Annotated in this window: 25 protein-coding genes and 1 tRNA gene; 5 read left to right on the top strand and 21 right to left on the bottom strand. The window is 48.0% G+C overall.

Features of this window, described 5'->3' with window-relative positions; all coding sequences use genetic code 11:
* Positions 1 to 98: 98 nt before the first annotated feature.
* Positions 99 to 722 (bottom strand): alpha/beta fold hydrolase, encoded by a 624-nt coding sequence (locus HMPREF2608_RS00195; RefSeq protein ID WP_070825561.1) that lies wholly within the window; start codon positions 720 to 722, stop codon positions 99 to 101.
* A 92-nt stretch (positions 723 to 814) separates the two neighbouring features.
* Complete coding sequence (locus HMPREF2608_RS00200) at positions 815 to 2,038, bottom strand: sugar MFS transporter (protein ID WP_070825562.1); 1,224 nt, start codon at positions 2,036 to 2,038, stop codon at positions 815 to 817.
* A gap of 274 nt (positions 2,039 to 2,312) precedes the next feature.
* On the opposite strand from HMPREF2608_RS00200, the gene HMPREF2608_RS00205 reads away from it, so the two are divergent.
* A complete protein-coding gene (locus HMPREF2608_RS00205) occupies positions 2,313 to 2,726 on the top strand; it encodes a YqaA family protein (protein WP_070825563.1) in 414 nt (137 codons plus the stop codon).
* 66 nt (positions 2,727 to 2,792) lie between these two features.
* Here HMPREF2608_RS00205 and HMPREF2608_RS00210 read toward each other — a convergent pair whose 3' ends face one another.
* The 5 genes from HMPREF2608_RS00210 to HMPREF2608_RS00230 all read right to left on the bottom strand — a co-directional run bounded on the left by HMPREF2608_RS00210 (position 2,793) and on the right by HMPREF2608_RS00230 (position 6,951).
* Positions 2,793 to 3,986, bottom strand: coding sequence for an amino acid aminotransferase (locus HMPREF2608_RS00210; protein WP_004520646.1), 1,194 nt, complete (start codon positions 3,984 to 3,986; stop codon positions 2,793 to 2,795).
* Between the two features lie 99 nt (positions 3,987 to 4,085).
* On the bottom strand, positions 4,086 to 4,736 hold the full coding sequence (locus HMPREF2608_RS00215; RefSeq protein WP_070825564.1) for an HAD family hydrolase: 651 nt from the start codon (positions 4,734 to 4,736) through the stop codon (positions 4,086 to 4,088).
* An 89-nt stretch (positions 4,737 to 4,825) separates the two neighbouring features.
* Positions 4,826 to 5,149, bottom strand: coding sequence for a hypothetical protein (locus tag HMPREF2608_RS00220; protein WP_070647196.1), 324 nt, complete (start codon positions 5,147 to 5,149; stop codon positions 4,826 to 4,828).
* Between the two features lie 11 nt (positions 5,150 to 5,160).
* A complete protein-coding gene (locus HMPREF2608_RS00225; RefSeq protein ID WP_070825565.1) occupies positions 5,161 to 6,105 on the bottom strand; it encodes a cation diffusion facilitator family transporter in 945 nt (314 codons plus the stop codon).
* 15 nt (positions 6,106 to 6,120) lie between these two features.
* The gene (locus tag HMPREF2608_RS00230; RefSeq protein ID WP_070825566.1) at positions 6,121 to 6,951 is read right to left on the bottom strand and encodes a ferritin-like domain-containing protein; all 831 of its coding nucleotides are present in this window, start codon (positions 6,949 to 6,951) and stop codon (positions 6,121 to 6,123) included.
* A gap of 289 nt (positions 6,952 to 7,240) precedes the next feature.
* Here HMPREF2608_RS00230 and lolA point away from each other — a divergent pair, with 289 nt between their 5' ends.
* Positions 7,241 to 7,861 carry an outer membrane lipoprotein periplasmic chaperone LolA gene (gene lolA / locus HMPREF2608_RS00235; RefSeq protein ID WP_003682545.1) on the top strand — a complete coding sequence of 207 codons (621 nt, stop codon included), beginning with the start codon at positions 7,241 to 7,243 and terminating at the stop codon, positions 7,859 to 7,861.
* 77 nt (positions 7,862 to 7,938) lie between these two features.
* On the opposite strand, the gene glmM is transcribed toward lolA, so the two are convergent.
* The gene (gene glmM / locus HMPREF2608_RS00240) at positions 7,939 to 9,276 is read right to left on the bottom strand and encodes a phosphoglucosamine mutase (RefSeq protein WP_070825567.1); all 1,338 of its coding nucleotides are present in this window, start codon (positions 9,274 to 9,276) and stop codon (positions 7,939 to 7,941) included.
* Between the two features lie 216 nt (positions 9,277 to 9,492).
* Positions 9,493 to 10,359 carry a c-type cytochrome gene (locus HMPREF2608_RS00245; RefSeq protein WP_070825568.1) on the bottom strand — a complete coding sequence of 289 codons (867 nt, stop codon included), beginning with the start codon at positions 10,357 to 10,359 and terminating at the stop codon, positions 9,493 to 9,495.
* 285 nt (positions 10,360 to 10,644) lie between these two features.
* On the opposite strand from HMPREF2608_RS00245, the gene HMPREF2608_RS00250 reads away from it, so the two are divergent.
* Positions 10,645 to 10,720, top strand: a tRNA-Arg gene (locus tag HMPREF2608_RS00250).
* Positions 10,721 to 10,811: 91 nt separating this feature from the next.
* Here the strand turns inward: HMPREF2608_RS00250 and HMPREF2608_RS00255 are convergent.
* Both HMPREF2608_RS00255 and HMPREF2608_RS00260 read right to left on the bottom strand, forming a co-directional pair.
* Entirely contained in the window at positions 10,812 to 12,005 is a 1,194-nt protein-coding gene (locus HMPREF2608_RS00255; RefSeq protein ID WP_070825569.1) for an amino acid aminotransferase, read from the bottom strand.
* A 110-nt stretch (positions 12,006 to 12,115) separates the two neighbouring features.
* On the bottom strand, positions 12,116 to 12,889 hold the full coding sequence (locus HMPREF2608_RS00260) for a FadR/GntR family transcriptional regulator (protein WP_070825570.1): 774 nt from the start codon (positions 12,887 to 12,889) through the stop codon (positions 12,116 to 12,118).
* A gap of 339 nt (positions 12,890 to 13,228) precedes the next feature.
* Here HMPREF2608_RS00260 and HMPREF2608_RS00265 point away from each other — a divergent pair, with 339 nt between their 5' ends.
* Positions 13,229 to 15,205: a TonB-dependent copper receptor gene (locus HMPREF2608_RS00265; RefSeq protein ID WP_070825571.1), complete on the top strand. Its 1,977-nt coding sequence runs from the start codon at positions 13,229 to 13,231 to the stop codon at positions 15,203 to 15,205.
* A gap of 128 nt (positions 15,206 to 15,333) precedes the next feature.
* Here HMPREF2608_RS00265 and HMPREF2608_RS00270 read toward each other — a convergent pair whose 3' ends face one another.
* The 4 genes from HMPREF2608_RS00270 to HMPREF2608_RS00285 all read right to left on the bottom strand — a co-directional run bounded on the left by HMPREF2608_RS00270 (position 15,334) and on the right by HMPREF2608_RS00285 (position 19,600).
* Complete coding sequence (locus tag HMPREF2608_RS00270; RefSeq protein WP_070825572.1) at positions 15,334 to 16,671, bottom strand: sodium-dependent transporter; 1,338 nt, start codon at positions 16,669 to 16,671, stop codon at positions 15,334 to 15,336.
* 267 nt (positions 16,672 to 16,938) lie between these two features.
* The gene (locus HMPREF2608_RS00275; RefSeq protein ID WP_049336292.1) at positions 16,939 to 17,844 is read right to left on the bottom strand and encodes a metal ABC transporter solute-binding protein, Zn/Mn family; all 906 of its coding nucleotides are present in this window, start codon (positions 17,842 to 17,844) and stop codon (positions 16,939 to 16,941) included.
* A gap of 79 nt (positions 17,845 to 17,923) precedes the next feature.
* Positions 17,924 to 18,799: a metal ABC transporter permease gene (locus tag HMPREF2608_RS00280; RefSeq protein WP_003685375.1), complete on the bottom strand. Its 876-nt coding sequence runs from the start codon at positions 18,797 to 18,799 to the stop codon at positions 17,924 to 17,926.
* A 75-nt stretch (positions 18,800 to 18,874) separates the two neighbouring features.
* Positions 18,875 to 19,600, bottom strand: a complete 726-nt coding sequence (locus tag HMPREF2608_RS00285; protein WP_141761442.1) for a metal ABC transporter ATP-binding protein — start codon at positions 19,598 to 19,600, stop codon at positions 18,875 to 18,877.
* 270 nt (positions 19,601 to 19,870) lie between these two features.
* Between HMPREF2608_RS00285 and HMPREF2608_RS00290 the strand changes: the two genes are divergently transcribed.
* The gene (locus HMPREF2608_RS00290) at positions 19,871 to 20,167 is read left to right on the top strand and encodes a DUF2288 domain-containing protein (RefSeq protein WP_070825574.1); all 297 of its coding nucleotides are present in this window, start codon (positions 19,871 to 19,873) and stop codon (positions 20,165 to 20,167) included.
* Positions 20,168 to 20,234: 67 nt separating this feature from the next.
* Here the strand turns inward: HMPREF2608_RS00290 and apaG are convergent, their stop codons facing one another.
* The 6 genes from apaG to hpnD all read right to left on the bottom strand — a co-directional run bounded on the left by apaG (position 20,235) and on the right by hpnD (position 25,292).
* Positions 20,235 to 20,603 carry a Co2+/Mg2+ efflux protein ApaG gene (gene apaG / locus HMPREF2608_RS00295; RefSeq protein WP_003682575.1) on the bottom strand — a complete coding sequence of 123 codons (369 nt, stop codon included), beginning with the start codon at positions 20,601 to 20,603 and terminating at the stop codon, positions 20,235 to 20,237.
* 96 nt (positions 20,604 to 20,699) lie between these two features.
* On the bottom strand, positions 20,700 to 21,188 hold the full coding sequence (locus HMPREF2608_RS00300; protein WP_070825579.1) for a phosphatidylglycerophosphatase A family protein: 489 nt from the start codon (positions 21,186 to 21,188) through the stop codon (positions 20,700 to 20,702).
* Complete coding sequence (thiL, locus tag HMPREF2608_RS00305) at positions 21,181 to 22,137, bottom strand: thiamine-phosphate kinase (protein ID WP_070825575.1); 957 nt, start codon at positions 22,135 to 22,137, stop codon at positions 21,181 to 21,183. Before thiL ends, HMPREF2608_RS00300 begins: the two co-directional genes overlap by 8 nt.
* Before the next feature lie 187 nt (positions 22,138 to 22,324).
* Complete coding sequence (locus tag HMPREF2608_RS00310; RefSeq protein ID WP_003747583.1) at positions 22,325 to 23,044, bottom strand: SDR family oxidoreductase; 720 nt, start codon at positions 23,042 to 23,044, stop codon at positions 22,325 to 22,327.
* A gap of 95 nt (positions 23,045 to 23,139) precedes the next feature.
* Entirely contained in the window at positions 23,140 to 24,447 is a 1,308-nt protein-coding gene (gene hpnE, locus HMPREF2608_RS00315) for a hydroxysqualene dehydroxylase HpnE (protein WP_070825576.1), read from the bottom strand.
* Positions 24,444 to 25,292 (bottom strand): presqualene diphosphate synthase HpnD, encoded by an 849-nt coding sequence (gene hpnD / locus HMPREF2608_RS00320; RefSeq protein WP_070825577.1) that lies wholly within the window; start codon positions 25,290 to 25,292, stop codon positions 24,444 to 24,446. Before hpnD ends, hpnE begins: the two co-directional genes overlap by 4 nt.
* Positions 25,293 to 25,496 lie beyond the last annotated feature (204 nt).

The following is a 25,496-nucleotide window of genomic DNA, read 5'->3' on the forward strand; positions in this document are numbered from 1 at the left end:
TATTTTACGAAAACAACGCTCACAAATCCTTGCCATTTTCTTTAAAATAAACGAATTATTTAGAATAAAATATTTTTTAATCAGAATAAATGGTGTTTTTATTGCTTTTTAAAATATCCATCATGCAAAAATGCCACCACCTGCCCGGCAGTTTTGCGGTTGAACAGCATACCGCTATGGCTGACCGGCAAAACGACATGATCGCGCATATTCGGACAATGCGTTTCGCTGACCAAAACCGTACCATCATGTTCGCCGTGCAAACCTAAAACACGGCCTAGCCCATACGGTTTGTTACCGGCAATACTGCCCAGCTCAACACTTACGGGCAATTCAGGCATACTGCCGTCCAACGCCCCTTTGTAAGAGCCGCCCAATACCGGCTTTTGCAAACCCAAATTGAGCACGCGTTGCGCAGCCCGGCTGCCTTGGTGCGGCGTACCCATGGTAACGATACGGCCGCTGACTTTATCCGGATATGCCGCCGCAAAATTGCGTAAAACCAAGCCGCCCAAACTGTGGCCGACAAAGTGCAGCGTTTCATCAGCATGGTTCTCATCAATCCATCGCGCCAGGTCCTCAACATGTCGATTCATCGAGTGCAACACACTGCAATAATCGAACAGCGCAACTTCAAAACCTTCTTGTTCCAGCAAATACGCCAGCAGCCTCATGACCCACGAATGCATGTGCAAGCCATGCAGCAAAATGATTTTGGCCATTTTTTCCTCCTGTCATTTAAATCATTATGCCACAAAGTCAAAAGGCCGTCTGAAATCCCATAAGGTTTCAGACGGCCTGTTATCATGATGGATTATTCGTCAGCTTTGTAGCCTTTTATAGCAAAGAAGACGATGTATACGTAACAAATCGCTGATACAACGAAAGAAATCATCAAGCCGTAAGTATCCGCTGCCCAACCTTGTACCACAGGCACAACCGCACCGCCGACAATCGCAGTACACAACACGCCGGAAGCGCTGCTGGTAAATCGACCCAGACCTTTGGTTGCCAAAGAGAAAATGGTCGGGAACATGATGGAGTTGAAGAAACCGATGGCCAACAATACCCACATCGCAATATCCGCACTGGCTTTACCTGCCAACATAGAAACGCCCAACAAGGCAACAGCAGCAGTAGCGTTAAATGCCAAATAGCGGTTAGGCGCAATTTTCGCCATGATGGCAGAGCCTAAGAAACGGCCGACCATTGCACCACCCCAGTAGAACGACAAATATTTTGCGGCAGATGCGTGGTCCAAACCTTTCAGATAGCCCAACACGCTGACCAATAAAGAACCGATGGATACTTCCGCACCGACATAACAGAAAATACCGGCCGCACCAAAAACCAAATGACGGTATTGCCAAACACTGTGTTTGCCATCATGGTTATGTTCGCTCTCTTCTTCGGCAATTTTACGCGCATCAGGCAAACGAATCATTTTGACAAACACAGCCAAAATAATCAGCAAACCAGCCAACCCTAAATACGGAATTTGAACGGAAGAAATTTGCTCGGTTTTGCTGACAGTTTGTGTCGCATCAGCCAAAATCAGGAATGCGCCGATTTGCGGAGCAATGGTCGTACCCAAAGAGTTAAATGCCTGAACCAAAGTCAGTGTTGCAGATTCTTTACCTGGTTTAGACAACAGGGTTACATAAGGGTTACCCGCTACTTGCAACAGGGTTACACCTGAAGCCAAAATAAACAATGCACCCAAAAAAGTTGCATAAGAATGACTGCCGGCAGCAGGATAGAAGAGCAGACAGCCGATGGCAGTCAATATGAAGCCGCTAATCACGCCATTTTTATAGCCGATTTTGCCGACCAAATAGCCCATCGGAATCGACATAATCGCATAAGCGGTAAAGAAACAGAATTGAATCAGCATCGCCTGAACATAAGTCAGGTCGAAAATATCTTTCAAATGCGGAATCAAAATATCGTTCATGCAGGTAATGAAACCCATCATGAAAAAGAGTGTGGTTAGGACAACCAGCGCAGGAGTATGATTTTGTTGTGAATGCGCAGACATGATTTGCCTTTCGTTTTGTTAAGATTTGCTGGAAAAATGAGCTTAAATCAGTTCATTAAACTTAACACCCATTAACAGCCGCCCGTATCATACTGATAATCCGTCACTTTGAAAACTATTTTCTAGCAGCCGACTACATTATCCTTCAACCGTTTAATTTTAAAAAATTCAATAATATGTGACTTATCTCTTAATATATTAAAAAATAAAGGCATAATCCTCTTATTAAACCTGTTATTTCTTTTTTACAATACTCCTTGATATAACTCAAAATATGCCTCTTCTTTACGCTTACCTTGGCCTGATTGCCTCTGCCTTTACTTCTGCCACACTACTTCCGGGTACATCCGAGGCGGCATACGCCGCATTTGTGTACCAATATCCGCAACATGCCCTCGGCGCATGTTTGTGTGCCGGTTTGGCGAATGGCTTGGGCAGTATGGTTTCTTATTACATGGGCAGAATGTTTCCGGCCAAGAAAAGGCCGTCTGAAAAAGTATTGGCGCGTATACAAAGATGGGGAATTTGGCCGCTGTTGTTTGCATGGTTGCCGATTATCGGCGATACCCTTCCCCTTGCCGCAGGCTGGCTCAGGCTCAATGCTTTGCATTGCGCCATCATTCTGATTACAGGCAAACTGCTGCGCTATGCCATGATTTATTGGGGAATGAACACAGTTGCCGGATAAGCTTCGACAACCAAAAATAAAGGCCGTCTGAATAATTCAGACGGCCTTTTGCCTTTAATTCGACAATTACAAGACTTTCACAATGCTCTCGCACAAATAATCGATGTTGTCATCAGTAATGCCGGCAACATTAATGCGGCCGGAACGGACGGCATAAATGGCAAACTCATTTTTCAAACGGTCGACTTGTTCGGGAGTCAGACCGCTGAAAGAGAACATACCGTTTTGTTCGATAATGAAATCAAAATCTTGGGTTGCACCTTTGGCTTTGAGCAACTCGACAAATTTTTGGCGCATGGCTTTGATGCGGCCACGCATTTCATCGAGTTCGGCAATCCATTGTGCTTTCAAATCATCATTTTTCAACACCAGCGCAATGGTGTTCGCACCGTGTGAAGCCGGGTTGGAATACAAGGTGCGGATGATGGTTTTGACTTGGCTGTGGGCGCGGGCTGCTGTTTCTTCATCTTCGGCCACCAAAGTGAACGCACCGACGCGCTCGTTGTACATACCGAAGTTTTTGGAATAAGAGCTGGCAATCAGCAATTCTGTATTGTGTTTCAAGAACACGCGCAAGCCGTAGGCATCTTCTTCCAAGCCATTGCCGAAGCCTTGGTAGGCAAAGTCAAACAGTGGCAACCAGCCTTTTTCGGCAGAAAGTTTTGCCAAAGTTTCCCATTGTTCGGGCGTAGGGTCGATGCCGGTAGGGTTGTGGCAGCAGCCGTGCAGCAGGACGATGTCGCCTTTTTGCGCTTGGCTCAAGTCTTCAATCATGCCGTCCCAATCCAAACCGTGTTTGGCGGCATCATAGTAACGATAAGGTTTATCTTGGATACCGACCGCTTTGGCGATGGCATTGTGGTTTGGCCAAGTCGGATTGGAAATCCAGATGGTTTGCGCGTTCAACTGGCGTTTGACAAATTCGGCCGCAATGCGCAATGCACCTGTACCACCAAGGCTTTGCGCTGTTTTGGCGCGACGGCTGGCAATGATTTCGTGGTCTTTACCAAACAACAGGATTTGGGTTTGCTCGTTGTAATCGGCAACGCCGTCGATGGTCAGGTAATTTTTAGTTGTCTCGCTTTCCAACAGGCGTTTTTCAGCCTCTTTGACGGCTTTGACAATAGGCGTCGCGCCGGATGCGTCTTTGTACACGCCGATGCCGAGATTGACTTTTTCGGGACGGGTTTCGGCTTTAAACGCTTCACCCAAACCTAAAATCGGATCAGCAGGAGCTGCTTCGATATGCTTGAAGAACATGATTTTTCTCTTTACAAGTAGTAAAACGGTTAAAAAAATACAAACTTAGTACGATTTTACGCCGTTTCAGGCCGTCTGAAAACGGATTATTACAGGGTTTTAACGCAAGATTGCCAACAAATCCAAAGGCGTGGAAATACGGAAATCGGCAAGCCAGTTTTCGGTTTGGTCTTCGGCAGAAATATAGCCCCAATCGGCAAGCACAGTCGTCATGCCTGCATTTTTGCCTGCCTGCATATCGCGCTCTGCATCGCCGACATAAAAACATCGCTGCGCCTCAACGCCAATCTGTTCGCACGCATAAAACATAGGCTTTACGCTGGGCTTGGGTTCATCGCAAGTATCTCCGCTGACAATCACGGTGGGAGGCACGGTAAACCCGAGCTTAGGCACGAGGACATCGGTAAAGCGCATAGGCTTGTTGGTGATAATGCCCCATTGGATACAGCGTTGAACTAAGGCTTCTAGCATTTCGTTTACGCCGTCGAACAAGATGGTTTGATCGGCATAACAGCGGCTGTATTCGTCCAAAAACTCTTTGCGCCATTGTATATAGTCCGGATGGTCGGGCGTAATGCCTGCACCAAGTTTGAGCAAACCGCTTGCACCGTGGCTGGCCTGCGGACGGATTTCATCCATGCTTTTTTCTGGCAAACCGTGTCGGCGCAATACCGTGTTGAGCGCGCCACCCAAATCAAGTGCGGTATCGGCAAGCGTGCCGTCAAGGTCGAATAATACGGCTTGGGTCATAAGTGTTCCTTTGATGATTTTAGAAAGCCGTCTGAACAATCCAACAAGTTTCAGACGGCCTGAATATGGTTAATGGTGGTAGTAAAGATTTAAACATCTAAACCGCATTGCTTTAATTTTTTACGCGCAATGCTTTTCTGTTCTTCTGTAAACAACGGCGACCATCGTTCTTGGAGAATTAAATACTCCATGCTGATTTTTAATCCTTTTTCTTGGCCGTACAAGTATAGATCATGCAATCCTTGACTAATATTTGGCGAAGCCAGTAATTTATCGGCTGCAGCCTTACCACCCATCTCATCTACCATTTGCTTAAACCGCGTAGCCCTATAAGGCGTTGGTAATTTCTTTGCCAAATCATAAATTTCTAACATAGCATGATGAAAATCTGCCTCTAATTGTTTCTTATCCATTTTTTTCCTCATTATTCATTATGGTGTTCGTGCATTTCCTGCGAACACAAAACTTCATCTTTATGCGGATGCTGTTCGCTTTCAATCTGAATCGTACAATGCCCGATGTTGTGATGTGCCAATTCATGTTCGATGCAGTAGGCGATTTGTTCGGACTCTGCAACTGTCATGCTGCCATCTACAACAATATGGCAGGACAAAACGTGGATATTGCTGGTAATCGTCCAAACATGCAAGTCGTGAACGGATTTTACGCCTTCCGTATTGCGGATAACGCTGAGCAACTCATCGGTATGGATGTTTTTCGGCGCGCCTTCCATCAAAATGTGCAAAGTCTGTTTAAACAGCTTCCAGCCGCTACTCCCTACCAAAGCCGCCACCAATATGCTGGCAACCGTATCTGCCCATTGCCAACCATACGCCATCATCAGTACCGCTGCGACAATCGCCCCTATCGAGCCGAATAAATCGCTAATTACGTGCAGATACGCGCCGCGCATATTGACGTTTTCTTCGGTATCGCCATTTTTCAACATATAAACAGCGACGCCGATGTTGACCAGCAAACCGATGATACTGACCACCAACATGCCGCCCGTCAAAATTTCCGGCGGATAAAACAATCGTTTGACTGCTTCATAAAAAATCATCGCCGCAATCAACACCAGCGACAATCCGTTAAACATCGCCGTCAAAATTTCAAAACGCTTGTAACCGAATGTCTTTTGCAGCGTGGTCTGTTTCTCACCAAGTTTGAACGCCCACAATGCCACGCCCAACGAAAACGCATCACTGAACATATGCCCCGCATCGGAAAGCAGGGCCAAAGAGTTGGTCAGCCAACCGCCGACCGCTTCAACCAGCATAAATCCGGCAATGACGAAAAATGAAATGCGCAATACCTGCTTATTGGCGGTATGCGTGTGCGCGTGCGAATGATCGTAATGATGTGCCATGATGATTTTACCGTTTCAGACGGCCTTTTTATCCTGTTTCAAACTTTTCTCAAAATCTTCCAACATATCCAGCTCAAAACGGCTGAATCCTGCACGTTCCCGTGCTTCGATATTGACGTAGCCGCGGAAGATAAACATATCGTAACGCGCAATCAGGCTGCGGAACAGGGCAACCGGTTCCAAACCGCGCTCACGGCAAAGATGCTGATACCAATGATTGCCGATGGCGACATGCCCCACTTCATCGCGATAAATAATATCCAACACATCGCAGGTTTCCATATCGCCACGCTGCGCCACTTTTGCACGAATACCCGGCGTGACATCCAAACCGCGCGCTTCCAACACCCGCGGCACCAAAGCCATGCGCAACAAGGGATCGTAAGCGGTTTTATACGCCATGTCCAACAAATGCCCGTGCGCTTCAAAATCGCCGTAATCGTAGCCCAAGCTGTTCAGACGGCCACGCATCAAGCCGAAGTGAAACACTTCTTCTTTCGCCACCCTTACCCAATCGCGTACAAACTGAAACGGCATATTGCGAAAACGATACGCCGCATCCAAAGCCAGATTAATCGCATTAAATTCAATGTGCGCAATCGCATGCAACATCGCCGCATAGCCTTCGACCGTATTCATCTTGCGCGGCGTGACTTCCGAAGGTGCAACCAAACGCGGACGCAACGGATGTCCGGCAAAACGGCAATCCACAGGTTTTGACTTTTCAACCGTCAAACCTTCCGCCTCGCCCAACTGCGCAAACAAGGCCTGCGTCAACCTTCCCTTTTCATCTGGATTGTCCGACAGCAAAGCCTGTTCCAATAAAGGATAAGGATTCAGATACATACAAAACCATTGTTTTCAAAAGATAAATATTATAACCGTTTTAAAAAGCAAACAGAAAGACTATAATTTCACGCTTTCCGTAAAATGACATTAAATACCACACCAAACCCTTGTGTGCTTCATTAAAAAAACGTCAAAACCAAATGCAGGCCGTCTGAAGAAATGAAATTATTTCAGTCACTTGATTGGATTTTTCATATTTACACAAATTAAACCCTCCATTCAGCCCCTTGCCTGTTACACCATAACGTCTATACTGAACCCATCTCTCCGAACAAGGAACCAAAACATGAAAACTACCCGACTGTTCACCCTGACCGCTGCCGCGCTGCTTTCTTCAGCCATCGGCTTTGCACAAGCCGGCGCAGTGGATGCCCTGAAAAAATTCAATAATGATGCTGACGGTATCAGCGGCAACTTCAGCCAAACCGTTCACAGCAAAAAGAAAACCCAAACCACACACGGCACATTCAAAATCCTGCGCCCGGGCTTGTTCAAATGGGAATACACCAAACCCTACAAACAAACCATCGTCGGCGACGGCAAAACCATTTGGCTCTATGACGTAGATTTGGCGCAAGTAACCAAGTCCTCACAAGACCAAACCATCGGTGACAGCCCTGCCGCCATCCTTTCCAACAAAACGGCATTGGACAGCAGCTACACGCTGAAAGAAGACGGTTCTGCTAACGGTATCGACTATGTTTTGGCTACGCCTAAGAAAAACAACGCCGGCTACCAATACATCCGCATCGGCTTCAAAGGCGACAACCTCGCCGCCATGCAGCTGAAAGACAGCTTCGGCAACCAAACCAGCATCAGCTTCAGCGGTTTGAACACCAAGCCTAACCTTTCCAGCGGTATGTTCAAATTTACCCCTCCTAAAGGCGTTGATGTCTTGAGCAACTAAGCTTTCAGCTGAAACACAAAGGCCGTCTGAACGACAGACGGCCTTTTATTTAGTTCAATTCAACATCAAACATACTGTTACTTTTGACCTTGAATGGCAGTGGCAATTTTTTCTGCGCCTTTTTTCGCCCAGTCTGCCTGCTTGGCTTCCACCATCACGCGTACGACAGGCTCGGTACCGGATGCGCGCAAGACCACGCGGCCTTTGCCTTCGAGTTCTTTTTCCACTTCAGCCAAAGCCTCTTTGGAAGCGTCCTGCCAGTTTTGGCCTTTTTTGATGTGGACGTTGATCATGGTTTGCGGATACGGCTGCCAATCGGCGCAAACGGTGGCAAGGTCTTGATTCAAGGTTTGCAGTGCGGCCAAAACTTGCAGCGCGGAAATGATGCCGTCACCGGTATTGTGTTTGTCCATGCACAAAATATGGCCGCTGGCTTCGCCGCCAATCAACCAACCGCGTTGATGGAGCTGTTCCAACACATAGCGGTCGCCCACTTTGGCGCGGCAGAAATCAACACCCTGCTCTTTCAAAGCAACTTCCATCGCCATATTGGTCATCACCGTACCCACTACGCCGCCGATTTCCACGCCTTCGTGCGCACGTGCTTTGGCAATCACATAAATCAAGCTGTCGCCGTCATACACTTTGCCATTGCGGTCAACCATCATCAAACGGTCACCATCGCCATCCAATGCAATACCGTAATCGGCTTCATTTTGCAATACAGCCGCTTGCAAAGCTTTCGGATGGGTCGCACCACATTTCTCATTGATGTTGTAGCCGTTTGGCTCATCACCGATACTGACCACTTGCGCACCCAATTCGTGGAATACTTTAGGCGCAACTGCATAGCCTGCACCATTGGCGGTATCGACCACCAATTTCAGACCGCGCAAGTCCAAATGACTTGGGAAAGTGGATTTACAGAACTCGATATAGCGGTCATCCGCACCATTAATCCGGCGTGCGCGGCCAAGACGGCTGGACGGCTGGGTTTTCATTTCTTCATCGATTTTGGCTTCGATTTCCAACTCGATTTCATCGCTCAACTTCACACCGCCTTCGGCAAAGAATTTAATGCCGTTATCGGAATAAACGTTATGGGAAGCAGAAATCATCACACCGGCAGACAAACGCAAAGCACGGGTCAGATATGCTACGCCCGGGGTTGGCAGAGGGCCGGTTTGAATAACATTGACACCGGCGGCGGTAAAACCGGCAATCAGCGCAGCTTCCAGCATATAGCCTGAAATACGCGTGTCTTTACCGATTAATACGGTCGGTTTGATTTCGCCTTCGTGCTGCACCAAAACCTGGCCTGCCGCATAGCCTAATTTCAAGACAAAATCAGGATTGATAGGAAACTGACCGACTTCGCCGCGCACACCGTCAGTACCGAAATATTTTTTTGCCATGAGATAACTCCGTGATTGTTTTGTCGTATGTGAATATTGTTGAACTTCTTTAAAAGAATCTTGATTGTATTCGAAGGCCGTCTGAATCTTTCAGACGACCCTTGATCATGAGAATAATTTACTACTTCAGTATTATAGCAAGATCCGGATTTCCTGCACGAAAAAAGCGCATCCTTTTGCAGAATGCGCCTTCTATTCGAGATTCAAAATCAAATCTTAGAATTTAGCACCAGACTGATTAGCCATGTAATCAACTGCAGCTTTCACTTCATCATCGCTCAGGCTGCCGTTACCACCTTTGGCAGGCATTGCGTTAAAGCCTTCGATTGCATGTTTGTGCAGAGTGTCTTTACCTTGTTTGATACGAGGAGCCCAGTCTTCTTTTTTACCTACATGAGGAACACCTGGAACTGCACCGCCGTGACATGCTTGGCAGTTGGCTTCGTAAACTTTTTTGCCGTCTGCACCGCCGGCTGCTGGAGCTGCCGCACCTTTGTCATCTGCTTTGGCCGCATCTGCTTTAGGGGCTTCTGCAGGAGCTGCACCTTCAGCCGCCGGAGCTGAAGCGGCTTCACCGGAAGCGGCTGCATCGGCAGGAGCTGCGGCATCAGGATCAGGGAAAGTACCGCCGGCTTTGTTGGCCATGTAAGTAATGGCGCGTTTCAATTCTTGATCGGTCAAATCAGCCGCACCGCCTTTGGCAGGCATTGCGTTGAAACCATTCAGAGCGTGTTGGAACAAGGTATCGAAACCTTGTGCAATGCGAGGCGCCCAATCGCCTTTGTTTTCAAATTTAGGCGCGTTAGGAACGATGCTGTCTGCCGCGTGACATTGAATACAGATTTTGTTGAAAATCTGATCGCCTTGACGCTCGCCGACTGGAATACCATCGCCCAATTTCAGTTGGCCGACTGGCTGGATACGGGTTTGAGTCGCAGCTTCGGTTGTTTCGGCAACATCGCCGAATGAACCGCTTCCCGCCAGTTTGATCAGGAAGTAAATCACTGCAATAACAATAACGATACCGCTCACAAGGGTGAACAATGCAGAGCCTTGGGCTTTGTGGTCGCGGAGTTGTTTCATTTGGTAGGCCTCGCCGTTAGGTTAGGTTGTGCTGTAAGTTATAGTTTATGTGTTAAACGCAGTTAACAATATTTTGCTGGATTATACTGAATTCGCAAAGGCTTTCCAATCCATCTTGAGAAAAAGATACGCAAAAATCCTCAAAAGGCCATCTAAATTCTGCTAAGCCTTTGTAGTTAATTGATTATTCCAGCTATGCAAAAAAGTGACCGCCAATGCCACTTTCAGACACTTTCAAGATAAACTTTGCCAATAAAGCCAATATGCGTTAACCTTACGGCTTTCGCACCCATAGCTCAGTTGGAAGAGTGTCAGTTTCCGAAGCTGGAGGTCACAGGTTCGATCCCTGTTGGGTGCGCCAATTATAAATAGGCCGTCTGAAAGATGAAAATTTTTCAGACGGCCTTTTGATTTACTTCAAATAAAACTACATTCAATTTCAGATTGAACGGCTATTGCAACACTTTGGCAAATGCTTCGGCCACATAATCGATATTCGATGCATTCAATCCTGCCACACACATCCTGCCCGAATCCAGCAGGTAAACGGCAAACTCGTCGCGCAGGCGGTGTACCTGCTCTACGGTTAGGCCTGTATAGCTGAACATACCGCGCTGTTTGATGAAATAGCTGAAATCGAGATTGGGAATTTTGGCCGTCAAAACATCATAAAGCTTCTGACGCATGGCACGGATGCGGTCGCGCATGGCATAAACCTCGTATTCCCACAAAGCGCGCAGCTCCTTGTTGTTCATCACATCAGAAGCGATGTATGCGCCATGCGCGGCAGGACTGGAATAAATGCGGCGGACGGTAAATTTCAACTGTCCGAACACCAGCTCTGCTTCTTCCTTATTGGGACACACTACGCTCAAACCACCGACGCGCTCGCCGTACAGCGACAAGTTTTTCGAGAAAGAGTTGCTGACAAACAAAGGCAGGCCCATTTCGACGGCTTTACGTATTGCATAGGCATCGTTGTCCAAATCCTCGCCGAAACCTTGATAGGCAATATCCATAAATGGAATCAGCTTGTGCGTTTTGATGATATCCAACACCTCATCCCATTGTGCTTGCGACATATCTACGCCGGTCGGGTTTTGACAGCATGGATGCAAAATCAAGACGCTGTTTTCCGGCAATGTTTTGAAAAACGCAGTCATTTCTTCAAATTTCACGCCGACGGTTTCAGGGTTGTAATAAGGATACGTCCCCACTTCAAAACCTGCGCCTTCAAAAATGCCTTTATGGTTGTCCCAAGTCGGATCGCTGACATAGGCTTTTGCATCGGGGAACCAACGGTGCAAAAAGTCGGCACCGACTTTCAACGCCCCCGATCCGCCTAAAGTCTGTACGGTCGCAATGCGCCCTTCTGCCAATGCCGGATTATCCTTGCCAAACAACAAACGCTGAACGGCACTCCGATAAGTATCCAAACCTTCCATCGGCAGATAAGGAGAGGGGCGCGGTACGGCCGCACGCTCTGCTTCTGCCCGGCGGACAGATTCCAAAACCGGCATTTTGCCTTCGTCATCAAAATAAATGCCTATGCTCAAATTGACTTTTTCAGGACGCTCGTCGCGTTTGAAGGTTTCAACCAAACTCAAAATCGGATCGCCCGGATAATACTCGACATGACGGTACATGGTGCTTCCTTTGTTTTCAGACATAATTGATGAAGATTGTGTCACTAAAAGGCCTTATTTGCAAAATCAGGCCGTCTGAAAAATTCAGACGGCCTGATTATTTTTAAACGCTACCAATCTACCCGTTTTAAATCATTTTGTGCCAATACATCCGCATGCTCGCTGCGGCTTTGATATTCCCTGTCCTGCAAAATGCGGCGGGCGACATAATTCAAATGCAGTTTGGCCGCATCCGCCGCCTCGGCCGGTTTGGCCTGGGCAACGGCTTCAAAAATAGCGCGGTGCTGGGCAATCAGCGTCGGGCGCGGGTCTTCGGTTTGATGTATATAGATAATGCCACTGCGTGTTTGCTTATAAAGCATTTTGAGCAGGCTGCTGGAAAGGTGGCTGAACAGGATATTGTGTGCGGCATCGGCAATGGTTTGATGGAAACTGACGTCTGCCTCAGCTTGATGCTCCAAATTTCCGCTTTCACAGGCCGTTTCAAACTTCTGCCGCCAGAAATCAATGCGTTTCAAATCGGCGTCAGTCCGTCTTTCGGCGGCCAGCGCCGCCATACATCCCTCAACGTGGCAGCTGAAATCGAAAACGTCTGTTTCCCAATTGGTATGTTTGCCGAGCAACTCCTGCCAGCTTTGCAAAAAATCCTGCTGCGGCTTGACGGAAACATAATAGCCATCGCCCTGCCGCGCTTCCAAAACCTGCTTGGCAATTAAAATATTCAACGCCACCCTGACCGACGGACGCGACACGCCGAATTCTTCCGCAAGCGTACGTTCGGGAGGCAATTTACTGCCTTCTTCATAAATGCCGGTAGCGATACGTTCTTCCAAAACGGCTAAAACCTGATCGCTGATTTTTTGCGGACGAACCAATTTCGTCATGTTGTATTCCTGATGATTGAAGGACAGTTGTATTCGGACGGCCATAAATTGGATTGACCAATTGGCCGCCCATTCTAATCAATCCCCTATTTTTTCGTCAAGAAATGCCATTCTCCCCATTGCAAGCAGTTTAATTCAAACACATTCATTTTTATTGAGTAACCTCACCAATGCCTTCAAATCAACATTTTGGTATGACCAATCTTAATAAACAACCTATGCGCCAAAAATCTGAAAATATTGATTTAGATTAAAATCCCACTGCTTCTATTTTACTAGACTTTATGTATAATACTTCGGTATTAGTTAACATAATCCCTAATAATAGAGAGAAACGATATGAAATACCCACCATTACTTATCTTACCCATTGCCTTAGCCGTATCCCAAGCATGGGCAGATACCGATCCTACACCTGAAGAAACGGTTACCCTTTCCCCTGTCACCGTCACCGGCACACAACAAGAAAAAGCCAATCGCGTTACTTTCAACCCCAAAGCTGCTTTGCAACCCCTCCCTGCCGGAGACGGGGCAGACCTTTTACAATCCGTACCCAACATGAGCATCATCCGCAAAGGCGGCAGCTCGGGCGATCCGCTGTTCCGTGGCTTGGGTGGCTCGCGCCTCTCCGTCAATGCCGACGACCAGTTTATTTATGGCGGTTGCGGTATGCGCATGGACCCGCCAACTGCCTATATCCACCCAAATTCATTTGACAAAGTCGTGGTTACCAAAGGCCCGCAAACCGTTACCCAAGGTATGGGCTTGGTCAGCGGCTCGGTGCAATTTATCCGTAAAGATCCTGATTTCACTGAAAAACCTTACAACATCAACGCCACCCTGACGGCGGGCAGCAATGACCGCCTTGACGGCTCGCTGGAAGCCGAGTTTGGCGGAAAATACGGCTACGTCCGTACCAATATCTCCCATAACGAAGCCGACGACTACAAAGACGGCAACGGCAACCGCATTCACTCCAACTTCAAACGCGACAGCCAAATGTTGCAACTGGGTGTTACCCCGACAGAAAACACCATCATTGCCGGTACATACGAGCGCAGCAGGGCCAAGGTTGCCTACGCTGACCGCATGATGGACGGCAGCAAATTCGACCGTGATGCGTGGAACATCCGCTTTACCCAACGCAACCTCACTCCATGGTTCAGCGAGTTGGAACTGCGCTACGGTAAAAGCGAAATCGACCACGTGATGGACACATACAGCCTGCGTACCATCTACGACCGTGCCGGCAAGCAGATTAAAAATGCCAACAACCCTAAACGCAATACCGATACAGGCCGTCTGAAAGCCACTTTCGACTGGGACAAGCTCAACCTGCAAACCGGTTTGGACTATCTGGACGACGTCCACGTCGCACGCATGGAGCGTGGCGGCGACGGCTACAGCCACAAGCCTTACATGCCCAACCAAAGTTTCAAACAATGGGGTATTTTCACCGAAGCCTCTTGGCAGCAAACCGACAATCAACGCTGGGTAGCAGGTTTGCGCCATGACCAAGTCAAAGCACATTACGATACCGCGCGCGTGACCGACCCCGTTTTGAAACATCAAAAATTCAATTTGAACTCAGGCTTCCTGCGCTGGGAAAGAAATACGGACAACGGCCTGAAATACTATGCCGGCTTCGGTATTGCCGAACGCGCACCTGACTACTGGGAACGCCTGCAGTCTGAAAACAAAGCCATCCGCGCAGAGCAAAACCGCCAAATTGATGCAGGTGTAATCTGGAAACGTCCTAATCTCCACGCTTCCGTATCCGTATTCGGTAGCGACATCAAAGACTTCATCATGATGGAGCGCCAAGGCAAGAATTTCGGCGTGCGCAACATCAACGCTTCACGCTTTGGCGGCGAAGCCGAAGTCAAATGGACATTTGCGCCTAACTGGGAAGTCGGCACCAGCCTCGCCTACACCCACGGCAAAAACCGTACCGACGGCAAACCTTTGGCACAAACGCCGCCGCTCGAGTGGAACAACACCCTCGCCTTTGACAACGGCAAATTCAGCGCGGGCGCATTATGGCGCGTCGTGGCCAAACAAAACCGTTACAGCAAAGGCCAAGGCAATATCGTCGGCCAAGACATCGGCGCTTCTTCGGGATTTGGCGTACTCTCGCTCAACGCCGGTTGGAAATTCAGCAAATACGCCACATTGCAAGGCGGCGTGGACAACGTATTCAACAAAACCTATGCTGAATTCGTCAGCCGTGGTGGCGACCCGTCTGCCGGTACTCAAACCATGCGTGTGAACGAACCCGGCCGCACCGCATGGCTGAGACTGCAAGCGAAGTTCTAATCAGCCTCGCGCGTATATAAAAAGGCCGTCTGAAAAATTTTCAGACGGCCTTGATACTTTTTAATGATATTTTTAAACAAACAGTCCGGCGAAGCAATGCAACGCCGGAACGTTTGCTCACTATCGGATTAAATCAAACCTAAAGAGTTGATGAACACGACAATAATCGCAATCGGCGCAAGATAGCGCAACACGCCCAGCCACACACAAAGCAGGTTTTTCGGAATGGTACTGCCCATGCCTGCATCGCGCAGGACAGACTGTTTGTCCTGAATCCATGCTGTAAACACGGCAACGCTCAACGCGCCAATCGGCATAATGACGGCAGAAATGACAAAATCCCACAAGTCAAAAATGGTTTTGCCGAAAATTTTAAACTCGCTCCATACGCCGAAAGACAGCGCCGAAGGAATACCGACTATGAAAATCGCAATGCCTGTTACCCAAGCATGGCTGCTGCGTTTTTTCTCGTCTTGGCGGATGGTTGCCGCGATGACGGTTTCCAACATGGAAAACGCGGAAGTCAGTGTCGCAAAGACAACCAACAGCATAAACACGGCAAACAAATATGTACCCATCGGCATTTTCATGAAGACCGCAGGCAACACAACAAAAATCAAACCAGGGCCTTGACCGGGTTCAAAGCCGAAGGCAAATACCGCAGGAAAAATCACCAAACCGGCCAGCAGGGAAACAAACAGGTTCATCCACATAATCATATGGCCGGAACGGAACATATCCTGATCCTTACCCAAATACGAAGCATAGGTAATCATCGCGGACACGCCGATACTCAACGCAAAAAATGCCTGCCCCAAAGCAGTCAGCATCGTGCCGGGCTTCAAATACGACCAATCCGGTTTCAACAAAAATGCCACGCCGTCCATTGCGCCGGGCAAAGTCAGCGAACGGATAGCCAGTGCGATAAAGAGGATAAACAAACCCGGCATCAATACGCGGTTTGCCTTTTCAATGCCGTCTGAAATGCCGCCTTTGACCACCCAAATGGTAATCAGCATGAACAAACCTTGGTAAAACAGCGAGCCAAACGGTGAAGAAATCGTATTTTCAAACAGGGTCTTAAAGTCTGCGCCGACGTGAATTTCGCCGGTAAAGCTGTGCACGACGTAGTTCAATACCCAGCCGCCGACCACGCTGTAAAACGACAGCAAGATAAAACAAGCGGCCACGCCCATGCGGCCAACCCACGGCCACTGCGAACCGGGGCGCAATACTTTGAAGGAGTCGATGGCATTTTTACCACCCGTGCGGCCGATGTAAAACTCGGCCAGCTGAACCGGCAAAGCCACCAAAATCGTAAAAATCAAAAACAAAAGAAAAAATACAGCGCCACCGTTTGTACCGGCCGTATAAGGGAATTTCCAAATTGCACCCAAACCGATGGCCGAGCCTGCCGCAGCAAGCACAAAGCCGATTTTGGATGACCAAGACGAATGGTTGCTCATGATGTAATATTAAGAAACGTGAAGATGCCGAATTGTAACAGGGTGAAGTCAAGCCGTGAGTGGCTGACGGACAGCCGATAAGCAATTCGCACGGATGGTGCGTACTTACCAAGCAAATTAGCATGAATTTTTGATAATTAAACTTTTAATAGCACAAATTTTATTTTTATATTTTAAATTTGACGGTTTATTTTAAAAATAAGCATATAAAAGGCCGTCTGAAACCTTGTTTTTAAGGTTTCAGACGGCCTTTATCCTTAAGCCGCTTTATTTTTTCATGGCATCGGTCAAAACTTTGACATTGTAGCGGTACATACCGATGTAGCTGTTAGCCGGTGCGCCACCCAATGCATCTGAATACAAACGTCCGCTGACATTGACGCCGGTTTCTTTGGCAATACGGTCAATCATACGCGTGTCTTTGATGTTTTCAGTAAAGACGGCCTTAATGCCCTCGCGTTTGATTTGGCGGATGATGGAAGCCACTTGTTTGGCAGACGGCTCGGCCTCACTGCTCACGCCTTGTGGGGCGATAAATTCAATATTGTAGCGTTTACCCATGTAAGAGAACGCATCGTGTCCGGTCAAGACTTTACGCTTGGCGGCAGGCACGGCATTAAAGGCAGCCTGCGCATCGCTGTGCAATTTTTTCAGCTGCATTTGATAGTTGCCCAAACGTTGCTGATAGTAGGTTTTGCCTTCAGGGTCGGCTTGAATCAAAGCATTGGCAACGTTTTGCGCATAAGTGCCCATCAGGACGGGGTCGGTCCAAACGTGCGGGTCAAACTCGCCGTGATCGTGATGATGGCCTTCGTGATCGTGGTCATGATGATGGCCGCCCTCTTCTGCTTTCAAAGCCTGAATGCCTTTGGTCGCTTCGGCAAAAGGAACTTTGCTCTGTTTGACTGCGCGCTGTACGTCAGCAGCTTCCAAGCCCAAGCCGTTGAGCAATACCAATTTGGCACTGCGGATTTTTTTGATGTCGCCACTGGTCATGTGGTAGGCATGGCTGTCTTGGTTTGCGCCCACCAAGCTTTGTACGGCCACACGGTCGCCACCAATCTGTTTGGCCACATCGCCCAAAATGCTGAAGCTGGTCACAACAGGCAAAGGAGCGGCATAAGCGGCACCGGTCAATAATGCGGCAACAATGCCGAGTTTCCAATGTTTCATATTCTCTCCAGTGATATAACGTAACATTAACATCATCATAAGACAGACCGCCTGATTATTCAAGCGGCCGTCTGAAAAATTATGCCGTGCGGTGTTTCTTGCGGCGCAGCCATTTTGCCAAAATGCCGCCCTCCCAACCGAACACGACGGAAATCAGGTAAAGCGTGCCGCAGCATAAAATAATCGCAGGGCCGGACGGGATTTCGATATGGTAGGAAAACAACAGTCCTGCCAAGCCGCAAAGTAAAGCCAATGCGACAGACAAAATCATCAGCCAACCCATGCTTTTCGCCCACAGTCTGGCAGTAATCGCCGGCAACATCATCAAGCCGACCGACATCAGCGTACCCAATGCCTGAAAACCGGCAACCAGATTCATCACGACCAGCACCAAAAACAACACATGCCAAAAGCCACCCTTACCGCCGACAGCCTTGAGGAACAAAGGATCTATGCTCTCCAACACCAGCGGGCGGAACATGACCGCCATCAGCAAAATAGTGACACTCGCAGAAACGGCAATCAGCTGCAAAGCCGGAATGTCCACCGCCAACACCGAACCAAACAGCAAATGCAGCAAATCGACGCTGCTGCCGTTTTTGCTGACCAAAACCACGCCGATGGCAAGGCTGCTCAAATAAAATGCGGCAAAGTTCGCATCCTCTTTCAATGAAGTAAACCGGCTGACCAAACCCGCCAACAAAGCCATCAGCAAACCGGCCGCAAAACCGCCGACACTCATCGCAGGCAAACTCAAGCCGGCAAACATATAGCCAATGGCCGCACCGGGCAAAACCGCATGGCTCAAGGCGTCGCCCACCAAACTCATGCGGCGCATCACCAAAAACACACCGACAGGAGCCGCGCTCAACGCCAGGCAGAAAATCGACGCCAAGGCATAGCGCATAAAGTCAAATTCGGCGAACGGCGCAACGACCAAATCATATAAATCCATGTTTTATCGCTTTTTTATTAATCCCTGAAAGCCTTAGGCCGTCTGAAAACACTTACTTTCAGACGGCCTTGTCCATTAAACCGCGCACCAATCGGCCGCTTCCTGTTTCTGCATCATTCGGTTTGCCTGTGCCAAAAATTCATCGGTCAACACATTTTCCGTCGCACCGGCAGTCACTTTTTCACGCGCCAAAAGCAGCGTGTTGGCAAAATATGCCCTTACCTGCTCGTAATCATGCAACACGGCAATCACTGCCTGACCGTCCTGATGGCACTGGCGCAAAACTTCCAACAGCGCATAAGTCGTCCGTGCATCCACCGCATTAAATGGTTCGTCCAGCAGCAAAAATTTGGCATCCTGCACCAGCATCCGCGCGAATAATACACGTTGGAACTGGCCATTGGACAAGTGCGCAATTTGGCGCGTGGCAAAATCCTGCATTTCCACGCGTTCCAAAGCCGCCATCACGCGCTTTTTCTGCTCCGCGTTCACGCGTCCGAAAAATCCGATTTCATACCACAGCCCCATCGCCGCCAGTTCAAACACCGTCATCGGCTGGCTGCGGTCAATATCCGACTGCTGCGGCAGATAGGCAATGTCCTTGCGCGCCATATTTTCATAGCGCACGCTGCCCGTGTCCGTCTTCTGCAAGCCCATAATGGCTTTGAGCAAAGTCGATTTACCCGCACCGTTCGGCCCGAAAATCGTCCACATCTTGCCATCTTCAAACACCATATCGACATGGTGCACCACCGGCCTGCACTGATAGCTGACCGTCAGATTTTCCACCACAATACTCATGGCGATACCGCCCAAAAATATACAGCCCACAACGCCGCCAATGCGACAAACGCAATCAGCAGCCTTTGCAGCAATCCGGTCAACAATACAGAATTCATAAGCCTAAAACCGCCCTTGCCCGAATACGGACAACAGGCCGTCTGAAAGAAAATTAAAACATTAAAATGATACTGTATAACGTTAACCCTGTAAATTTCTTTCGTTTTCAGACGGCATCGGGCAAAAGGCCGAATATCGGTTACAATCCGTTTTTTATTTGATGATTGTCCTATGTCTATTCCACTCTTAAACGAAAAACTCAATACCGAAACCGCCCGCGTTTCATGGGAAGAGCTGCAACCCCACTTCGCACGCGGTGCCGCCGTCTATGTTGCACCCGATTTGGATTTGATTGCCGTCGCCCGCCATGTTGCTGAAGATGAAGCCGCGCCATTGAAACATTGGATGGAACAAGGCAAATTCGGTGCCGTCAGCGATGATATGGCGCGCACATTTTTAGCGGATAAGCAGGAAATGTGGGCGGTTGTCGTGGCGCCGTGGGTATTGGTACAGCCTTGCAAAGACTGATTAGGCCGTCTGAAAAATGAAAAACCGGAACATTTCGCATGTTCCGGTTTTTCATTTTTCAGACGGCCTATTGCAACGTAAAGCCTGCTTTGAATTCAAGCTTCGGCACCCCGATAACGAAACGTTTGCCGATACTGTCTTCAAACTCATACGCGCCTTCGATACTGCCCCAAGGTGTGCTGATTTGCGAACCGCTGTTGTACTCATAGGCTTCGCCCGGGTACAAAACAGGTTGCTCTTCAATCAGGCCAGCATGACCGACCTGCTCTGTCTCACCGTGTCCGTCGGTGATTTCCCAAAAACGCTGACGCAAAGTAATGATTTCATCACTGCGGTTGCAGATGGTAATCAGATAATTGAAGGCGTAGCGGTCGCGATAGACGTCGCTCTGACCGGCCATATAACGCGGCTCCACGTTAATCTCGATTTCATTCATAATTGTTTACCCCGTATGGTATTTATTTTATTTCAATCCGGATAATTCCGGCGTGCCCGCCCTATTTTTGCAAAGGGTCGAAACACTTAAAACGCATCACGCGATCCAATAAAACAGGCCCAAGACCATCAAGGTCATCGCAGCCGCAATCAAATCATCAAGCATAATGCCTAAACCTCCATGAATCCGCCGGTCAAACCATTTGATCGGCCATGGTTTCAACGCATCAAACAAGCGGAAAATAATAAAAGCCGCCAGCCACCAGCTCCATTTAAACGGAATCAGCGACAGCACCAACAGCATCGCGACAATTTCATCCCAAACGATACCGCCGTAATCCTGAATACCCAGTTCCCTCTCGGTATAACCGCAAATGCGGATACCCCAAAAAAACAAGGCGATACACAATAAAAGCAATATCCAGCCGTCTATGCCCAACAGGCACAATACAAAAGCCAGAGGTAATGCTGCCAGCGTTCCGGCCGTACCCGGCGCAACCGGCGACAAGCCGCTGCCGAAACCGAATCCTAAAAAACACAATGGTTTTTGCAACAGCCAAGAAAAAGTAGGTTTACGTTCAGCCAAAATGATCAAATCCTAAAGAAGTCAGTTCCAATACGCCGCCTTCGGCATCCAAAATATTCAGACGGCCTGAGTCAGTCATTTTACCAATTCGGGCGACCGGTACGCCACTTTGTTCCGCTGCCTGACAAACGCGTTCCCTATCTTCTGGAGCGGCAGTAAAAATCAGTTCGTAATCGTCGCCGCCGGCCAATACCGCCGACAACCATTGTTCGCGCGACAAAACGTTTTTCAATTCAGGCAACGACGGCACACAATCGGCAAATATTTCCGCCCCGACAGCAGAGGCTTTCAAAATATGCCCCACATCTTGAGCCAGGCCGTCTGAAACATCTTGCGCGGCATGGGCAAACGGCAACAATGCCTGCCCCAATGAAACACGCGGCTCCGGACGGAGCAATTTATCATCGCAAACCGCCATGATTTCAGACGGCAATTGATAATGCCCCAGATGTTTGTTCAAAGCAGCGGCAGCCAAACCCAACCGACCCGATACCCAAATATCGTCGCCGACTTCGGCTGCATCACGCCGCAGGGCACACCCTGTCGGAACTTCACCTACTATCGTTACATTAAAGACCAAATCGCCTTTGGTGGTATCGCCACCAATCAACACCGTATCAAAACGCGCGGCCAAAGCAAAAAAGCTATCGCAAAAACGTTTGAGCCAGTCTTGATTCAATTCAGGCAACGCAGCACTGAGCAACACCCAACGTGGCTTGGCACCCATAGCGGCCATATCGGACAAATTTACTGCAAGCATTTTCCATGCCAAATCTTCGGGCAAAACATCTTCAAAAAAATGTCTGCCTTTGACCAACATATCAGCGCTAAAACATAAATCAAATCCGTTACTTGGGCGAATAATAGCGGCATCGTCCCCTATACCCAAAATCAAACCTTCCGATTTTTGTCGCTGCAAATATTGTCTGATAAAGTCAAATTCCGTCATATTTATCCAATATAACTATAACTTAGATTACTATATCTAATTTTGTGCCAGCCTGATGTTTGCCTGTTAACACGTCAAACATCAAACTTCCATATTATTTAGATATGAAACTCAATAAGTTAAAGGCCGTCTGAAAATATAGATTTCAGACGGCCTCATGTTCTCAAACCACTCTGAGTAGGTAGATTTACAGATAGACGATTTCGCCTGTCCGCCCCCTGCTCTCTCGGCTTGCCCACCAAATAAATTGCGGCAGGACATCTTCGTAGTTTTTACGTTCGCTTTTCGATTCGCCCGGATGAGATTTGATACGTTGAGGCGAATTGATGGCGCCCGGCACCAAAACATTGGCACGCAGGTTGTCAAAACGTTCCCACTCGTCCGCGGCCACTTTACACAAATAATTGAGCGCAGCTTTGGAAGCACCGAAACCGCCCCAATAAGCTTGCGGTTTTTCGCCGTGGCTTTCGCCGACAAAAATCACAGAAGCGTCTTCGGATTGCTTCAACAATGGGAACAGCGCACGGGTCAAGCCCATAGGCGCAACGGTGTTGATACGGTATTGGTTGACCCATTCCGATACGGTTTGGAAATCCAATGGCGACAAGGCATAGAAATAGCTGGCGCAATGCACCACGCCATCCAATTTTCCGCCGGTGGCTTCATCAATAGTTTCCGCGAATTGCTTAAATTCTTTCTCCTCCGCGCTCATCAAATCAAAGCAGATAGCAAACGGCTCAGGGCTGCCCGCAGCCACAATGGCATCATATACTTTTTCCAAACGCTTTTGATGACGCGCCACCAAAATGACAGTCGCTCCAGCAGCCGCATAGGCTTTGGCAACCTGCTCGCCCAAGCCTTGGGATGCGCCGGTAACCAAGATGGTTTTGTCCGCTAATGTCGTCATGAATTTTCCTTGAACTTTATGGTTTCGGATATTGTATCGGCTTGGTAAGTTTTGTAAAGTCAAAAAGGCCGTCTGAACATTCAGACGGCCTCAGTTTATTCAACCTGCAAATCCAGCATAAGCTTTTCAGCCGCTGCAAAGCCAGACTGAACCGCAGCCTCCAATGTTGCCGGATAGCGCGGATGGAGATAGTCGCCGACCGGATAAATACGGCGATGTTGCAACCATGAGAAATCAGGTTGTACAAAATCAACCGTTGCCGCCGTAGTCGCGCGTTTTTCCGTAATAATACGTACGGCTTCAGGCTTACCCAAATCCGGACAAATCCGCTTAATGTCCGCATGAGCTTTCTCGGCCAAATCTTTATCCTTCCAAGCCTCGGTGCAATCGGAAACGCTGATGACAACCGCGACTTCATTATCCGGTAAACCCAATGCCCCCCGATGTAACACCCATTGCGCCGTACCATCGGCAAATCCGGTTAAAGGTGCAGGCAGTTTGACTGCTTGGGCATAACGCAAATAAACCGTGGTAATCGCATGATAGTGCAACGATTGATAGGCCGTCTGAATATAGTCAGGCGTATCTTCAGGCAAAAGCGCATCAACATGATATGGCGCAACAGCCAAAATCACCGCATCAAATACTTCGCCATTGATTTCAATTCGGCCATCAATATGATGGTTCAAATGTGAAACACGAGTTTCAAGATGTATCTTTGCACCATGCTTGTGCAGAAAATTCAAAGCCGGTTCGGCTACAATCCGCCCTAAATCCTGCTTAGGCAAAAGATAATCGCTGTTCGCCTTTTCAGACCATACGCCATCATTCAATACATTACATAAAATGCGCAGCGATGCCTGTTCTAATGGCGTATTTAAAGCACCCCAGACCAAAGGTTGCCAAAATTGGCCAAGCAGGCTGCGGGGAATATTTCGTGTTCTCAACCACTTTGCAACCGTCAAATCGGTTTTATGATGAGCAGCCCAACGTTGCAATGCCGACATATCCGACAGCAATTTGATTCTCAATGAAAAAGAAAGATTTTTCGCACGCAGGATACCGACAAGCAAATGCCAAGGCGCAGGCAGAGAGGCCGTCTGAAACTGTAATCCCTCATGGATGTACCATTGCAAAGGCTGGCGTAAAAAGGCTGATTCAGGTTGAACACCAATATGTTGCATCAAAGTTTGAACACCATGATACGCGCCCAACAAGATATGCTGCCCATTATCCAAAAAGCTGAATCCATCATCTTTTCCAGCCAAGACACGCGCCCTACCGCCTGCCTGTCTCCCGGCCTCAAACAAAGAAATATCAGCTCGATGAATCAGGGAAACCGCCGCAGACAAACCTGCCCAACCGGCACCAATCACAGCAATTTTTGGACGTTTAGTATTCATGGTTTAAATCCAAACAGCCAAGTTTTTAAAGCAATACGTTTTTTACGGGGAGAAGGAATCGCAATTTTATAAGTCAAAACATTTTGCGCACCATCACGGTCAATTTCATTCAACAACGCATAATAAATAGCCGCCATAATCAGGCCGACTTTTTGCGATTTCCTATCCTCAGCCGGCAAAAGCAACATCGCTTCACAATAAGTTTCACGCGCCCTATTCACTTGAAATTTCATCAATTTTGCAAAATTATCTGTCTGTTTGCACTGCATGATTACATTGGCAGGTACATCAAACTTCTGCATTTCCTCTATCGGCAGATAAATTCTTCCCTGTCGCGCATCTTCGCCCACATCGCGAATAATGTTTGTCAACTGCAAAGCCAAACCCATTTTGTCCGCATATTCCAAAGTTTTCTGATTTGAAAAACCTAAAATCCGCGCAATAAGGCACCCCACTACCCCTGCAACACGGTGGCAATACAGCTTTAATTCATCAAAACTACCATAACGAGCCTGCTCCAAATCCATCTGCATGCCATCAATCAAAGCTTCAAATTCATTCTTCGGCAAATCAAAATTTGCCCGAATATCTTTTAAAGCTTGATGAACGGGGTGCTCAGGCATCTCATTATTAAACACTTTCTCTAAATCACTGCGCCACCAGTTCAACGTTATCTGAGCTACATTTGGATCGGTACAGCCATCAACTACATCGTCTAGTTCGCGACAAAAAGCGTATAAAACAGTGATCGCATTCCGTTTTTCTATCGATAAAAAACGAAAGCCAGATAAAAAACTGGAATGGCTTTCGGCAACCTTTTGATGACAATAATCCAAAGCAAGCACTGTGAGTCCTAAAAATATCGTTATAAATAATTAGCAGGGATTTTATCTGTATTTAAAAAAGTACGCCAATATCAAAAACTCATCTTACAACAAGGCCGTCTGAAAGCTGATCTTAAGTATCTTTCAGACGGCCTAATATCCTACGTCGCCAATATCGAAACCAGCAGCAACACCACCAACAGCTGTATCAAAGAGTAGCCCCTC

The sequence above is a fragment of the Neisseria sp. HMSC064D07 genome (assembly GCF_001837185.1).
Classification (GTDB): domain Bacteria; phylum Pseudomonadota; class Gammaproteobacteria; order Burkholderiales; family Neisseriaceae; genus Neisseria; species Neisseria flavescens_C.

What these genes read in the sequence shown, in the direction of transcription:
- HMPREF2608_RS00230 (WP_070825566.1), bottom strand. Translation starts at nt 6,951, where the DNA reads ATGTATCTGAATCCTTATCCTTTATTGGAACAGGCTTTGCTGTCGGAC.
- HMPREF2608_RS00195 (WP_070825561.1), bottom strand. Translation starts at nt 722, where the DNA reads ATGGCCAAAATCATTTTGCTGCATGGCTTGCACATGCATTCGTGGGTC.
- apaG (WP_003682575.1), bottom strand. Translation starts at nt 20,603, where the DNA reads ATGAATGAAATCGAGATTAACGTGGAGCCGCGTTATATGGCCGGTCAG.
- HMPREF2608_RS00215 (WP_070825564.1), bottom strand. Translation starts at nt 4,736, where the DNA reads ATGACCCAAGCCGTATTATTCGACCTTGACGGCACGCTTGCCGATACC.
- HMPREF2608_RS00275 (WP_049336292.1), bottom strand. Translation starts at nt 17,844, where the DNA reads ATGAAACATTGGAAACTCGGCATTGTTGCCGCATTATTGACCGGTGCC.
- HMPREF2608_RS00260 (WP_070825570.1), bottom strand. Translation starts at nt 12,889, where the DNA reads ATGACGAAATTGGTTCGTCCGCAAAAAATCAGCGATCAGGTTTTAGCC.
- hpnE (WP_070825576.1), bottom strand. Translation starts at nt 24,447, where the DNA reads ATGAATACTAAACGTCCAAAAATTGCTGTGATTGGTGCCGGTTGGGCA.
- glmM (WP_070825567.1), bottom strand. Translation starts at nt 9,276, where the DNA reads ATGGCAAAAAAATATTTCGGTACTGACGGTGTGCGCGGCGAAGTCGGT.
- HMPREF2608_RS00220 (WP_070647196.1), bottom strand. Translation starts at nt 5,149, where the DNA reads ATGGATAAGAAACAATTAGAGGCAGATTTTCATCATGCTATGTTAGAA.
- thiL (WP_070825575.1), bottom strand. Translation starts at nt 22,137, where the DNA reads ATGACGGAATTTGACTTTATCAGACAATATTTGCAGCGACAAAAATCG.
- HMPREF2608_RS00200 (WP_070825562.1), bottom strand. Translation starts at nt 2,038, where the DNA reads ATGTCTGCGCATTCACAACAAAATCATACTCCTGCGCTGGTTGTCCTA.
- HMPREF2608_RS00265 (WP_070825571.1), top strand. Translation starts at nt 13,229, where the DNA reads ATGAAATACCCACCATTACTTATCTTACCCATTGCCTTAGCCGTATCC.
- HMPREF2608_RS00205 (WP_070825563.1), top strand. Translation starts at nt 2,313, where the DNA reads ATGCCTCTTCTTTACGCTTACCTTGGCCTGATTGCCTCTGCCTTTACT.
- HMPREF2608_RS00270 (WP_070825572.1), bottom strand. Translation starts at nt 16,671, where the DNA reads ATGAGCAACCATTCGTCTTGGTCATCCAAAATCGGCTTTGTGCTTGCT.
- HMPREF2608_RS00210 (WP_004520646.1), bottom strand. Translation starts at nt 3,986, where the DNA reads ATGTTCTTCAAGCATATCGAAGCAGCTCCTGCTGATCCGATTTTAGGT.
- HMPREF2608_RS00280 (WP_003685375.1), bottom strand. Translation starts at nt 18,799, where the DNA reads ATGGATTTATATGATTTGGTCGTTGCGCCGTTCGCCGAATTTGACTTT.
- HMPREF2608_RS00290 (WP_070825574.1), top strand. Translation starts at nt 19,871, where the DNA reads ATGTCTATTCCACTCTTAAACGAAAAACTCAATACCGAAACCGCCCGC.
- lolA (WP_003682545.1), top strand. Translation starts at nt 7,241, where the DNA reads ATGAAAACTACCCGACTGTTCACCCTGACCGCTGCCGCGCTGCTTTCT.
- HMPREF2608_RS00255 (WP_070825569.1), bottom strand. Translation starts at nt 12,005, where the DNA reads ATGTACCGTCATGTCGAGTATTATCCGGGCGATCCGATTTTGAGTTTG.
- HMPREF2608_RS00310 (WP_003747583.1), bottom strand. Translation starts at nt 23,044, where the DNA reads ATGACGACATTAGCGGACAAAACCATCTTGGTTACCGGCGCATCCCAA.
- HMPREF2608_RS00285 (WP_141761442.1), bottom strand. Translation starts at nt 19,600, where the DNA reads ATGAGTATTGTGGTGGAAAATCTGACGGTCAGCTATCAGTGCAGGCCG.
- HMPREF2608_RS00245 (WP_070825568.1), bottom strand. Translation starts at nt 10,359, where the DNA reads ATGAAACAACTCCGCGACCACAAAGCCCAAGGCTCTGCATTGTTCACC.
- HMPREF2608_RS00225 (WP_070825565.1), bottom strand. Translation starts at nt 6,105, where the DNA reads ATGGCACATCATTACGATCATTCGCACGCGCACACGCATACCGCCAAT.